Origin of the sequence: Glutamicibacter uratoxydans (assembly GCF_050753455.1) — a bacterium.
GTDB classification, from domain to species: Bacteria; Actinomycetota; Actinomycetes; order Actinomycetales; family Micrococcaceae; genus Glutamicibacter; species Glutamicibacter uratoxydans_A.
The window spans coordinates 1823724-1836088 of sequence record NZ_CP192736.1; the positions used below are offsets into that span (position 1 = coordinate 1823724).

The 12365-nt window shown below is 59.4% G+C and carries 12 protein-coding genes; 2 read left to right on the forward strand and 10 right to left on the reverse strand.

Annotated elements, in window-relative coordinates; all coding sequences use genetic code 11:
- Nucleotides 1-38 precede the first annotated feature (38 nt).
- The gene (locus ACQQZ8_RS08325; RefSeq protein WP_431709378.1) at nt 39-644 is read left to right on the forward strand and encodes a hypothetical protein; all 606 of its coding nucleotides are present in this window, start codon (nt 39-41) and stop codon (nt 642-644) included.
- Here ACQQZ8_RS08325 and ACQQZ8_RS08330 read toward each other — a convergent pair.
- The 9 genes from ACQQZ8_RS08330 to pdxT all read right to left on the reverse strand — a co-directional run bounded on the left by ACQQZ8_RS08330 (nt 641) and on the right by pdxT (nt 10061).
- Nucleotides 641-2905: a RelA/SpoT family protein gene (locus ACQQZ8_RS08330; protein ID WP_431709379.1), complete on the reverse strand. Its 2265-nt coding sequence runs from the start codon at nt 2903-2905 to the stop codon at nt 641-643. The two genes, ACQQZ8_RS08325 and ACQQZ8_RS08330, sit on opposite strands and share 4 nt — an antisense overlap.
- A gap of 193 nt (nt 2906-3098) precedes the next feature.
- Complete coding sequence (secF, locus tag ACQQZ8_RS08335; protein ID WP_431709380.1) at nt 3099-4070, reverse strand: protein translocase subunit SecF; 972 nt, start codon at nt 4068-4070, stop codon at nt 3099-3101.
- On the reverse strand, nt 4063-5760 hold the full coding sequence (secD, locus tag ACQQZ8_RS08340) for a protein translocase subunit SecD (protein ID WP_431709381.1): 1698 nt from the start codon (nt 5758-5760) through the stop codon (nt 4063-4065). The genes secF and secD overlap by 8 nt, the downstream gene beginning before the upstream one ends.
- 55 nt (nt 5761-5815) lie before the next feature.
- Complete coding sequence (yajC, locus tag ACQQZ8_RS08345; protein WP_431709382.1) at nt 5816-6202, reverse strand: preprotein translocase subunit YajC; 387 nt, start codon at nt 6200-6202, stop codon at nt 5816-5818.
- A gap of 132 nt (nt 6203-6334) precedes the next feature.
- Nucleotides 6335-7384 (reverse strand): Holliday junction branch migration DNA helicase RuvB, encoded by a 1050-nt coding sequence (ruvB, locus tag ACQQZ8_RS08350; protein WP_431709383.1) that lies wholly within the window; start codon nt 7382-7384, stop codon nt 6335-6337.
- Nucleotides 7385-7393: 9 nt separating this feature from the next.
- Nucleotides 7394-8017 carry a Holliday junction branch migration protein RuvA gene (ruvA, locus tag ACQQZ8_RS08355; RefSeq protein ID WP_431709384.1) on the reverse strand — a complete coding sequence of 208 codons (624 nt, stop codon included), beginning with the start codon at nt 8015-8017 and terminating at the stop codon, nt 7394-7396.
- Between the two features lie 61 nt (nt 8018-8078).
- On the reverse strand, nt 8079-8675 hold the full coding sequence (gene ruvC / locus ACQQZ8_RS08360) for a crossover junction endodeoxyribonuclease RuvC (RefSeq protein WP_431709385.1): 597 nt from the start codon (nt 8673-8675) through the stop codon (nt 8079-8081).
- A 14-nt stretch (nt 8676-8689) separates the two neighbouring features.
- Entirely contained in the window at nt 8690-9445 is a 756-nt protein-coding gene (locus tag ACQQZ8_RS08365) for a YebC/PmpR family DNA-binding transcriptional regulator (protein WP_431709386.1), read from the reverse strand.
- A gap of 4 nt (nt 9446-9449) precedes the next feature.
- Nucleotides 9450-10061: a pyridoxal 5'-phosphate synthase glutaminase subunit PdxT gene (gene pdxT, locus ACQQZ8_RS08370; protein ID WP_431709387.1), complete on the reverse strand. Its 612-nt coding sequence runs from the start codon at nt 10059-10061 to the stop codon at nt 9450-9452.
- A 227-nt stretch (nt 10062-10288) separates the two neighbouring features.
- Here pdxT and ACQQZ8_RS08375 point away from each other — a divergent pair, with 227 nt between their 5' ends.
- Complete coding sequence (locus ACQQZ8_RS08375; protein ID WP_431709388.1) at nt 10289-11119, forward strand: aldo/keto reductase; 831 nt, start codon at nt 10289-10291, stop codon at nt 11117-11119.
- Between the two features lie 56 nt (nt 11120-11175).
- Here the strand turns inward: ACQQZ8_RS08375 and ACQQZ8_RS08380 are convergent, their stop codons facing one another.
- A complete protein-coding gene (locus ACQQZ8_RS08380) occupies nt 11176-12321 on the reverse strand; it encodes a CapA family protein (RefSeq protein WP_431709389.1) in 1146 nt (381 codons plus the stop codon).
- Nucleotides 12322-12365: the final 44 nt, after the last annotated feature.

Consider the following 12365-nt stretch of genomic DNA (forward strand, 5'->3'; position numbering starts at 1 on the left):
TCGTTCCGCGCGGCGGTGCGATCTGTTTCAGTAGCTTCATGAACAAAGCTACCGAGCAGCGCACCGCCGCGTTGCGTATTCCCGAAGATCTATTTGTCATCGGCCAACCCTTCACCCGCAATGAGCTGGGTGCGATGGCCTTCCGCGGCTATTTGCGTGAGACGCTACCTGGCCACTATCTCGGAACTCGGCACCGCTACACACCCACCGTGCGGGCCAAGATCACCGCACACGTGGCTGGAAAGCAGTTGCATAAGTCCGATGTGTTGATCCGCGCCACCGCGGCATGGATTCACGGCCTCATTTCCTACTGCCCCACGCTCAATATTTCTAGCGCGCACTATCGTCGTCCGGCCAACCCGGTCCACGGGGTAGGTTTCGAATTCATGCAGTTGGAGTTGGACGAGTCCGAAACGCTGATTCGGGGCCCGGTATTACTCACCGACACGCTTCGCACCGTGTGCGATATGGCCTGTCATGACCCATTGCCGTGGGCCGTGGAGGCGTTGAATCGGGTGGTGGGCATGCAAGACCCGTATGTGAACCTGCAAACCATCACCGCGAAACTTCGCAACTTTCCGGTCAGTTCCCCGGTACAGCGCGGGCTACGGCTGGTGGAATCGATGGAACAACAGGCCGCTTAGCGCCGACTGGTGGCGGTGGTACGGTACACGTCGTACACTCCATCAATGCGCCTGACCTGATTCAACACGTGGGTCAGGAACTTCGGATCACCCATTTCGAAGGCGAAGCGTGAGATCGCCACGCGTTCACGGGTGGTCTGCACACTGGCCGAGAGAATGTTGAGATGGTTCTCGCTCAAGATCCGAGTCACATCGGAGAGTAGCGATTTCCGGTCCAGGGCCTCAACGATGATTTCGACCCGGAACACCCCGGAATGCTTATCTGCCCAGAGCACGTTGACAATGCGATCGGACTGTTCGTTGAGCTGCCGCAGGTTCAAGCAATCCGATCGGTGAATGGACACCCCGGAACCGCGCGTGACGAAACCGGTGATCTCATCTGGCGGGACTGGAGAACAGCAGCGCGCCAGTTTCACCAGCACATCGCCCACGCCCTCGACCACCACACCGGCCTCGTTGCCCGTGGTGGGCTTCACGATGCGTGGGGCGACCGTGACCTCCTCTTCGACCTGTTCGGCCTCTGGAGGCCCGATCAGGGCTGTGAGATGCTCGATGACGTTCTGTGCACTGGTGTGCCCATCGCCCACCGACTGATAAAGCGCGGAAATATCCTCGTGATGCAGCCCGGTCGCCACGGCGGTAAGCAACTCGTGGGTCATCAATTTCTGCAGCGGCAACTGATTGCGCCGCAGCTCCTTGGTCAGCAGCTCCTTGCCCTTCTCAATGGCCTCTTCGCGACGTTCCTTGGAGAAGAACTGGCGGATCTTGGCTTTAGCGCGAGCTGACCTAACGAAGTTCTGCCAGTCCTGCGAGGGCCCGGCGCCTTCGGCTTTGGAGGTGAAAACTTCCACCACGTCGCCTTGCTTGAGCTCGGTATGCAATGGCACCAGTTTGCCGTTGACCCGACTGCCGATGGTGCGGTGCCCCACATCGGTGTGGACCGAGTACGCGAAGTCCACCGGCGTCGAACCGGCGGGCAAGGACATAATGTCGCCCTTGGGGGTGAAAACATAAACTTCATTAGAGCTTATTGAATAGCGCAGCCCGTCGAGGAACTCCTCGGAGTCCTCGGTGTCCGCCTGCCATTCCATCAGTGAACGCAGCCAGTCCATATTCTGCTTGGGCGATAGCGCGGAATTATCCGGATCCCCATGCTTGTACTGGAAGTGCGCGGCCACACCATACTCGGCACGCACATGCATCTGGTGGGTGCGGATCTGAATTTCTACCGGCTTACCATCTGGCCCCATCACCGTAGTGTGCAAGGACTGATACAGATTCAGCTTCGGCATGGCGATGTAGTCTTTGAAACGGCCCGGAAGCGGGCTCCATTCGGTGTGCACCACACCTAGCGCCCCATAGCAGTCCTTGACCGAATCTACCAGGATGCGCACACCCATCAGATCGTGGATATCGTCAAAGTCTTTCCCTCGGACGATCATCTTCTGATAGATGGAGTAGTAATGCTTCGGGCGGCCGGAAACCTCGGCCTTCAAACCCTGCGCATTCAATTCGCTTTCCAGCAGGTGCCGGACGTTACCCAAGTACTTTTCGCGTTCTGGCGTGCGATCGCCCACCATCCGCACTACTTCTTGGTAGACCTTGGGGTGCAGGGCGGCGAAGGACAGATCCTCCAGTTCCCATTTCACGGTATTCATCCCCAAGCGGTGCGCCAGTGGGGCGAAGATTTCCAAGGTTTCCTTGGCCTTCCGGGCACTGGATTCGGCTGAGACATAGCGCCAGGTCCGGGCGTTGTGGAGGCGGTCGGCTAATTTGATCAGCAGGACCCGGATATCGCGGGACATCGCGATGACCATCTTGCGCACCGTTTCGGCCGGCGCCGCATCCCCATAGTGGACCTTGTCCAGTTTGGTGACACCGTCCACCAGCATCGCGATCTCTTCGGAAAAGTCCGCAGTGACTTGTTCCAAGGAGTAATCGGTATCTTCCACCGTGTCATGCAGCAAGGCTGCGGCAAGGATCGCTCCGGTCATCCCCATTTCGGCCAGAATGGTCGCCACGGCCACCGGGTGGGTAATGTACGGGTCCCCGCTCTTGCGCTTTTGCCCTTCATGGTATTTCTCGGCAACCTGATAGGCGCGCTCCAACAAATCCAAATCGGCCTTGGGGTGCTGGGCTTTGACGGTGCGCAGCAACGGTTCAAGAGTGGGTGAGGTGTTGGTGGTGCCACGTCCGGCGAATCGCACAAGGCGCGAGATGGAGCGTCGTTTCGAATTGTTGAGATTGGATGCCGAGGCCATGCTCAACTCCTTCCACCCGGTTGAGGCGATTAACCGCCAATGCGCCCGGCAGGGTATCGCCGCGACGTGACACGTTGTGCTTAGTTCAATGTTTATAGCACGTTCACGCGTTGACAACTAATTCGGTTGATTGAGGCCGCACGCAAAAAATGCCGCGGAATCCAAAGATTCCGCGGCATTTCGTGCACTATTTTTAACGCTTGCTGAGCACTCGTTCACTCTGGCTGATGACTTCTGGTTCATTGCGGCGCAACCAGGAGTACATCGGAGCCTGTACAAACAAGGTGGACAGGGCCGAGATGATCAACCCGATGAACAGTGCCAAGGACAGGTCCTTGAGCGTACCTGCCCCGAGGAAGAAGGCGCCGATGAACAGAATCGCGGCCACTGGCAGCACCGCCACCACCGAGGTGTTGATCGAACGCACCAAGGTCTGGTTCACCGCAAGGTTCACCAGTTCGTTGAAGGTGCGATCATTGTTCTCGATATAGTTCTGCGTATTTTCGCGTACCTTATCGAAAACCACCACGGTGTCGTAGAGGCAGTAACTCATAATGGTCAAGAAGCCGATGATCGCGCTCGGGGTGATTTCGAAGCCGGAGAGGCTATAAATTCCCATGGTCAACACAATCACGGTCAACAAACCAATCACCGCGGCCACGGACATCTTCCAGGTACGGAAGTATGCGGCCATCAGCACGGTCACCAGCGCCACGAAGACTACCAAGCCCACCAGGGCCTGACGCGAGACGTCCTGGCCCCAGGTTGGGCCAATGAAGGTACTGGTCACCTGATCGGTGCTGACCCCGTAGGCGGAAGCTAGTTCCGCGGCGATGCTCAGGGTTTGATCATCGTCCAGCCGTTCGGTCTGCACCCGCATAGTGTTCGGTGCAATATTAGTGACCGTGGCCTCCTGGCCAGGTACCGCGGTAGCCACAGCCTCTTCACCGATGGTGATGTCGGTGTTTTGCACCGCCGAGACGGTGAATTCGGATCCACCACGGAAATCGATGCCGAGGTTGAAGCCACCCTTGACCACCGGAACCAGAACCGAGAGCAGTAACAGTACCGCCGCGATGCTGAACCAGAGCCTACGCTTTGGAACAAACGGGTAGGAGCGTTTGCCGGTGTAGAGCTGATTGCCCCACTGTGCGAGCTTATTCATTGTCCTGCTCCCCCTTGGCCGCTGCGGCACGGCGTTCGGCGATGGTCATGCGACGTGCTGCCTCGGCTCCGGCCTTGGCATGCTTCTTGCCGCGGTTTGCGTCGACGTTTTCACCAAAGCGGCGCACTTGACCGGCACCGCGGTAGAGCGGCACCGCGCCGAGCAGGGATGGGTCCAGACCCGAGAGGCGGTGTCCGTCGGCGAAGAACTTGGTCCGTGAGAGCACCACCAACAACGGGTGGGTCAGACCATAGACGATGATCAAGTCGATCACCGCGGTCAGACCCAAGGTGAAGGCGAAACCACGCACGTTACCCACGGCCACGATGTACAAGACCACCGCGGCGAGCAGGTTCACGGCTTTGGAGACCAAAATGGTGCGCTTCGCGCGTCCCCAACCCACATCGATAGCACCGGCCAACGGTCGGCCGTCGCGCAACTCATCACGGACACGTTCGAAGTAGACGATGAAGGAGTCAGCGATCAAACCAATGGCCACAATCAGACCGGCTACACCCGCGAGGGACAACCGGTAGTTCATGGTCCAACCCAGTAGCACCACGGCCAGATAGGTCAGTACACCGGAGACCAGCAGCGACAGAATCGTCACTAGGCCCAGCGCCCGGTACTGGAAGAGCGAGTAGATGAACACGACGATCAGGCCGATCACACCGGCAATCAGACCGGCGCGCAGCTGATCGGCACCCAAAGTGGCCGAGATCTGCTGCTCGGACTGAATCTCAAAGCTAATTGGTAGCGCACCGTACTTCAATTGCTCGGCCAAGGCTTGCGAGCTTTCTTCGGTGAAGCCACCGGTGATCTGCGGGCGACCGTCGGTAATGACCGCATTGGTCGTTGGCGCGGAAATCACGGTGCCATCCAGCACAATGGCGAACTGGTTGCGGGAGCCTTCCAAAGAGATCAAACGCTGGGTGGTCGCAGAGAACGCATCGCTGCCCGCACCGTTGAACTCGATCACCACGGCCCACTCGCCGGTCACCGCGCCCTGAGCACCGCGGCTCATCTGGGCGTAGGCGTCGGCGATCTGCTCACCAGGGATTTCCACCGGACCCAAAATGTATTTCACGCCCATGCGTGGATCACAAGATATCATTGGTTCGGCCGGGTCATGCACCTCGGACTCGCGCTCCGCTAAGACGGCGGGGCAATCGAATCCCTCAAACTCTTGGTAGAGCTCGGCGGTGATCCAGTTTGTATCCGAAGGGTCCTGCGGTTCACCTTCCGGGGTCGGAATTTCTTCCGCGGCGGTGCGCTGCTCCTCCGGGATAGCCTCAAAAGGCCCGGTGATCAAGACCGGACGGAATTCCATATTCGCCGAAGCCTGAATCAGCTCACGGGTCCGAGTATCCGGGGTGCCGGGCATCGAGACGACGACATTGCGGCCGGACTGGGTGGTGATTTCGGCTTCCGAAACACCCGAGCCGTTCACACGCTGGCGAATAATTTCTACGGCCTGATCAAGCTGATCCTGGCCGATGCTTTCATCACCCTTCACCCGAGGCGCCAGAATCATCTGGGTGCCGCCTTCGAGGTCGAGTGCTAGTTTGGGGGCGAAGCTGGTCTTACCGGCAGCAACACCGGCAACAAGAATGCCGGTGGCAATGATGGTCAACGCCAACAGCCAGATCATCGCCTTACGCGCCTGTTTTACAGGTCCAATTGATGACATCTAGTGTGCTTTCTCATCCAGAAGCGGGCAGTGGCCCTCACGGGCCAAGGACGAATTAGTTACGTCCGTCCTTGTCCTCTTCGTCCAGACGACGCAGGGTCTCTTCTGGGCTTTCAGTGGTGCTCACGATGTTTTCAGCGGCAGCCTCGGGCTCGATGAACTGGGCGATAGCCTGACGGTGAACGGTCAGGACAACTCCGGGAGCAACTTCCAGCTCCACCCGATCCTGCTCATCAATGCGCACCACGGAACCGAAGATCCCGGAGTTAGTCATCACCTTGGCGCCCGGAACGGTCTTTTCCTTGAGCGTTTCCTGCTGTTTACTGACCTTCTTGCGGCCACGGATCATCATCAGGATCAGCACTGCGAACAGGCCTACCATGAGGATCAACGAAGGATTGAAGCCGCCAGCCGCTGCCTGGCCAAGGGTCACTGAGTACACGTAATTTACCTGCTAACAAGTCGTTTTAATAGAGTGCGTGGCCCCTACCGGCCTCTAACAGAGGCAAGGCACGAGCCACTACAGTCTAGTCGCACCCGAGGAACAGGTGGCAACATTTACGCGGTCAGAAGACTAATCCTCATCAGATTCATAGCTCTGAGTACTGGCGAAGATCGCATCCTTGGGCATGGTGAGCCCCAAGTGTTCCCAAGCGCTAGGCATCGCAATGCGTCCCCGCGGGGTACGACCCATCAGTCCTTCGCGGACCAGATAGGGCTCGGCCACTGTTTCCACGGTCTCGGTTTCTTCCCCTACCGCGATGGCCAGGGTGGATAGGCCCACCGGTCCCCCACCGAATTTTTGGCACAGTGCTTCAAGCACCGAACGATCCAGTCGGTCTAGACCTCTGGCATCGACTTCATACATATCCAGTGCGGCGCTGGCGGCGCGATGATCAATCTCTTCGAGGCGATTGACCAGCGACCAGTCGCGCACGCGACGAAGCAGACGGTTGGCAATACGCGGGGTACCGCGTGAACGCGAGGCAATCTCGGTGAAGGCCGCGGAGGTCACGCGCAGATCCAACATCATCGCCGAACGCCGTAGTACAAGCTCCAGCTCTTGTGAGGAATAAAATTCTAGGTGGCCGGTGAAGCCAAAACGGTCACGTAACGGTCCGGGCAGCAACCCCGCCCGGGTGGTTGCCCCCACCAGCGTGAAAGGTGGCAGTTCCAAGGGAATCGCGGTGGCGCCGGCGCCCTTACCCACGATGATGTCCACGCGGAAGTCTTCCATGGCCATGTAAAGCATTTCTTCGGCCGGCCGGCTCATCCGGTGAATCTCATCTAAGAAGAGCACTTCACCCTCGGTCAGTGAAGATAGGATCGCAGCAAGATCTCCGGCGTGTTGGATGGCCGGGCCCGAGGAGATGCGCAGTGGCGCGTTCATCTCCGAGGCAATAATCATCGACAGCGTGGTCTTGCCCAACCCCGGCGGACCGGAGAGCAGGACGTGATCGGCGGTCCGCTCACGAATTTTTGCAGCTTCCAGTACCATCGAAAGCTGCTGCCGGACCCGGCCTTGGCCGACGAAGTCATCAAAGTTCTTGGGCCGCAGGGCCGCTTCGATGGTTCGTTCTTCGGTGCCGGAGCCGGCATCGGTGAGGCGGGGGGAATCATTCACGTGCTGATCCTATCGGGCGCGAGTGCCGGTGGTCATGCTGCGCAGCGCCGCACGCAGGATCTCGGAAACGTTTCCGGTTTCGACAACTTCCGGGGAGGCCTTCACCAGCTTCGATAAGGTGGATTTGGCGTCCTTTTCGGTCCAGCCCAGGCCCGTCAGCGCCTCGATCACTTGCGATTCCCAGACCCCTGCCGCGGCCGGGGCCGGCCCGGTGCCGCTGGTTTGCGCGCCGGTTGGCACAAGTTTGCCGTTGAGCTCTAGCACGATTCGACTGGCTCCCTTGGGGCCGATCCCCGAAACCTTGGTGAAGGCCGCGGTGTCCTTGGAATTGGCGGCGATACGCACATCTTCTGGGGTATGAACCGCCAATATGGCCAGCCCAGTGCGCGGCCCGATCCCCGAAACCGAGGTGAGTACCTCAAAGACCTCGCGTTCATCGGCCGAGGCGAAACCGTAAAGCGCCATCGAATCTTCGCGAACCACCATCGAGGTATGCACGGTGGCTTCCTCGTTTAACCGCAGCCCGGAGAGCGTATGTGGCGTGGCGTTAATCAGCATGCCGAAACCGTTGACGTTGATCACCGCGGTGTTCAAACCGAGAGATTGGACCTGTCCGGTCAATGAGCTGATCATGCCACTCCTTGGGATGTTGCTGTGCTACATCCAGCATATCGAATATATGTACGAATATCGATTAGCGGCGTGTGCCGCGACGTTTGGCCGAGGCCTCCGCGGCAATCCAGGCCTGCTGGGCGCTGGTGAGTTGGGTGGAGCCAACTTTGCCTGCGCTGGCCGCGGCGTTCGAGCCGACTGCCGCCCCACGCCATGCGTGGGCGATGGCCAGCGCCACGGCATCGGCGGCGTCGGCGGGTTTCGGTGGGGAATCCAGCCGGCAAATTTTGGCCACCATCTTGCCCACGGCGTGTTTATTGGACTGCCCGTTGCCGGTCACCGCGGCCTTCACCTCGGTAGGGGTATGCAAAGCCACCGGAATATTACGTTTCGCGGCGGCAGTGATAACGACCCCGGAGGCTTGAGCGGTGCCGATGACCGTGGTGACGCTCACCGCGGAGAAGACCCGTTCGATGGCCAGGACATCGGGTTGATGCAGATCCAACCACGCGTCGATGGCCTCGGATATTGTCAGGAGCCTGCGATCAAGCGGGGTGCCCGGCGGAGTGCCCGCCACGGACGCGTCGATCAGCGAGACTTTGCGATTAGGTTCGACGTCGACCACGGCCAACCCACAACGGGTTAGTCCGGGGTCGACGCCAACGACACGGAGTGTCAAGTTCGCCGTATTTCCTAGTCTTCTTCCAGAACGGCCATAACCTCTTCGGAAATGTCCGCGTTGGTGTACACGTTCTGCACGTCATCCAGTTCTTCAAGGGCATCGAACAGCCGCATGAACTTCCGGGCGCCCTCGGCGTCCAGGTCAACCTTCATCGACGGCAGGAACTCGATTTCATCGGTTTCATACTCGATCTCGGCCTCGTCTAGCGCGGTAGCGACCGCCCGCAAGTCGGTGGGCTCGCTGATCACTTCGAACTGGTCATCGACCTGTTGCACCTCTTCGGCACCGGCATCCAACACGGCCATCAGCACGTCGTCCTCGCTGAGTTCACCAACCGGCATCCGCACCACGCCCTTGCGGGAGAACAGGTAGTTCACGCTCCCGGGATCGGCGACGGTACCGCCGTTACGGGTGATGGCCACGCGGACCTCGGAGGCGGCGCGGTTCTTATTGTCGGTCAAGCACTCCACCAACAGGGCTGAACCCTGTGGCCCGCGGGCTTCGTAAATAATCTCGGTGTAGTCGATGACCTCACCGGTCAGCCCGGCACCACGCTTGACGGCGCGGTCAATATTGTCATTGGGCACGGAGTTTTTCTTGGCCTTGGAAACGGCCAGTTCCAGCGCCGGGTTGCCGGCGGGGTCGGGGCCACCAGTGCGGGCGGCAACTTCGATGCCCTTGATGTACTTAGCGAAAGCCTTGGCGCGCTTGGCGTCGATTGCGGCTTTCTTGTGTTTGGTGGTTGCCCATTTGGAGTGGCCTGCCATGGTGTTAAGCGTCTCCTCGCGTCATATTAATGAAAAATTCGTGGATGGCATTGCTGCCGGAAACTTCCGGATGGAAGCTCGTTGCCAACAAATTTCCCTGTCGTACCGCAACAATTCTATCGTGAAACCCCGGCAGCTGAGCTGGAACGCTGCACAGCACCTGCACCGTCGGCCCAATTTGCACCGCTTCCGGGGCGCGGATGAACACTGCGTCGAGCTCGATCCCGTTGAACTTTAGCGAAGATTCGAAGGAATCGACCTGCCGCCCAAAGGCGTTACGGCGTACCGTCATGTCGATGCCGCCGAAGCTTTCCTGCACGCGCCCGGTAGCAGAGATGGCCGGATTTTCGATGCGGTCAGCCAGCATGATCATTCCGGCGCAGGACCCATAGACCGGCACCCCGGAAGCAATCAATTCGCGCAGCGGGTCCGTCAAACCGTAACTACGCGCCAGCCGGTCGATCACCGTGGATTCCCCGCCGGGAATCACTAACCCATCCAGCTGGCTGAGCTCCGCGGGGCTGCGCACAGCAGTGGTGCACACCCCTAGCCGGGCTAAAGCCGTGAGATGTTCGCGGAAGTCCCCCTGTAGGGCCAGCACTCCAATATGGCGCATCGTTGGTCTGCCTTTCGAATGTGGCGCGAGTCTAAGCGTAGTGCGCCTCCGCGTTCTTGCTCCGCGCTATGGCGGTGTGTTGGAAAAGTTCGTACCGTTGGGCTTTCCTTTGGATATCCGCGTTGCTAATGGATAGTGCTGCGTCACGTTGCTCAGCGAACATGGCTTGAGCCGACGGGATGTTGGTAGGTTGAAAACATGAACCGTCGACGAGGTAGGAGTCAGCCATGAGCGTGCCGCAGATCCATTTCGAGTTGCCCGGTGCGGTGCAGATGCCGGCTGTGGCTTTGGGGACTTGGCCGATGCAGGGCGGCGAGGCGGCTCAAGCCGTCGAGTCCGCGTTGCGGTTGGGCTACCGGCATATTGACACGGCCGAAAACTATGAAAATGAAGAAGGTGTGGGCGAAGGGATCCGCCGCTCCGGTCTAGAGCGTTCGCAGGTCTTTATCACCACTAAATTCAACAAAAAGTGGCATAGCGTCAAGGGTGCCCGGCAGGCGTGGGAGAACTCGGTACAGCGTCTGGGCGTCGAGTACCTCGATCTGTTCCTCATCCATTGGCCGAACCCGGATCAAGGGACCTACCTTGAGGCCTTCGAGGGGATGGTGAAGTTGCAGGAGGAAGGGAAGGTGCGCGCCATCGGCGTGTCGAACTTTAAACCCACTCACCTGCAGCATCTGCTGAAGGCCGGATTAGAGCCGGCCGTCAACCAGATCCAGATGAACCCCGAATTTGCGAACCCCACTGCGCAGGCTTTTCACCGCGAACATGATATTCGGACCGTGGCCTACAGCCCGCTGGGCCGCGGCAAGGGCCTGTTGGAACAGCCGGTGCTGGTGGAGCTGGGCGAAAAGTACGGCAAGTCGGCCTCGCAGATTGCGTTGCGTTGGTTGGTGCAGCAAGGTATCGGTGCGGCGGCTAAGTCCTCCAGCCCCGAACGGCAGGAAGAGAATCTGGCGATTTTCGACTTTGAGTTGAACTCTGAGGACATCGAGCGGATTAATTCCTTGGATACCGGCCAGCTTGCCAACCTCGATGCGGATAATTTCGGCCACTAATCTCGGCCGGTCAGCTACCGACACCGCGCATCCACAGTTGGATGCGCGGTGTGCTGCTACTGGCGCTGCGCGGCGGGCACCCAGTCAAGTAGGCCATCGGCGATGGCATCGTAAGCGTCAATGGTCTGAGTGCTGCGCTCTAGGGAAGCCGCGGCGCTTTTGGGATCCACACACGTCGATTCGGTGGCTACCTGACACCAGCGCACCGGAGATTCCGTGAGGAAGTGCGGCACCCAGGCTAGCTCGCTCACTTCCCAACTAGCATCGGCCTGCTCGGTGAAAGTAGCTTTGACGCTCACTCCTTCCCGGTTCAGGATATTCGGGGTGGCGTGTTTGGCGACCGAATTACCCAGCCCATACACAATCCAGGTCCCCCGGCGTTTCTCGATGGGCTGGACCGAGTGCGTGTGATGCATGTACACAAAGTCGAAGCTTTGTGAATCGGCCAAATCGCGTCCAAGTTTGCGTTGCGCGGCGGTGGGTGCGGTGGTGTACTCCGCCCCGTTATGCACCGCGGCGACCACGATCTGCGCGCCAGCATCCCGCGCCGCCTCGGCCCGGGCGATCAGACTCTCGGCCGACATATCGGTATTGACTCGCCAATCGGTGTCCGCGCTGAGCCCATTGAGCGAATAGGTGGAGGTGATCACCGCCAGCTTCACCCCGTTTACTTCCAGAATCGGCGGCTGCTGGGACTCTTCTTCGGTGCGGTAGGAGCCGGTGAAAAACATGTCGGCCGCGTCTAAAGTGTCGATGGTGCGGATGACTCCCGCGGTGCCGTCATCCACCGTGTGGTTGGTGGCGGTAGTGCAGCCGTCGTAACCCACGTCTTTGAGGTCGCTGACAATCTGCGGGGGCACGGTGAACATCGGGTAACCGCGGTAAGGCGGTTCACCGATTGGGGTTTCCAGGTTACACAGGGCCACATCGGCGTCCTGAATATAGGGTTCAAGCCCGGCCAGCAGCGGGCCGAAATCGTATTGGTTCTCACCCTGTTCAGCTTCGTCAAGCAAGGTGGGATGCAACAGCACATCCCCGGTGACGGCCAGTGACAAAGTGGCTGGCTCGGGGGTGGGGCTCACGCTCGGCACTGGCGTTGGGCTCGCGCTGGGGCTGCTGGCGGGTGTGGGCGCCGCGGAGGGCACCGTGGAACATCCGGTGAGCAAAAGGAGCGCGGCCACACCTAGTACATGAAGCTTCATGCTTCTCAGCTTACGCAATCTGTGCCCGCGTAAATACCGCATAT

What these genes read in the sequence shown, in the direction of transcription:
- ACQQZ8_RS08375 (WP_431709388.1), top strand. Translation starts at nt 10,289, where the DNA reads ATGAGCGTGCCGCAGATCCATTTCGAGTTGCCCGGTGCGGTGCAGATG.
- ACQQZ8_RS08330 (WP_431709379.1), bottom strand. Translation starts at nt 2,905, where the DNA reads ATGGCCTCGGCATCCAATCTCAACAATTCGAAACGACGCTCCATCTCG.
- pdxT (WP_431709387.1), bottom strand. Translation starts at nt 10,061, where the DNA reads ATGCGCCATATTGGAGTGCTGGCCCTACAGGGGGACTTCCGCGAACAT.
- secD (WP_431709381.1), bottom strand. Translation starts at nt 5,760, where the DNA reads ATGTCATCAATTGGACCTGTAAAACAGGCGCGTAAGGCGATGATCTGG.
- ACQQZ8_RS08325 (WP_431709378.1), top strand. Translation starts at nt 39, where the DNA reads ATGAACAAAGCTACCGAGCAGCGCACCGCCGCGTTGCGTATTCCCGAA.
- ruvA (WP_431709384.1), bottom strand. Translation starts at nt 8,017, where the DNA reads ATGATCAGCTCATTGACCGGACAGGTCCAATCTCTCGGTTTGAACACC.
- ACQQZ8_RS08380 (WP_431709389.1), bottom strand. Translation starts at nt 12,321, where the DNA reads ATGAAGCTTCATGTACTAGGTGTGGCCGCGCTCCTTTTGCTCACCGGA.
- ACQQZ8_RS08365 (WP_431709386.1), bottom strand. Translation starts at nt 9,445, where the DNA reads ATGGCAGGCCACTCCAAATGGGCAACCACCAAACACAAGAAAGCCGCA.
- secF (WP_431709380.1), bottom strand. Translation starts at nt 4,070, where the DNA reads ATGAATAAGCTCGCACAGTGGGGCAATCAGCTCTACACCGGCAAACGC.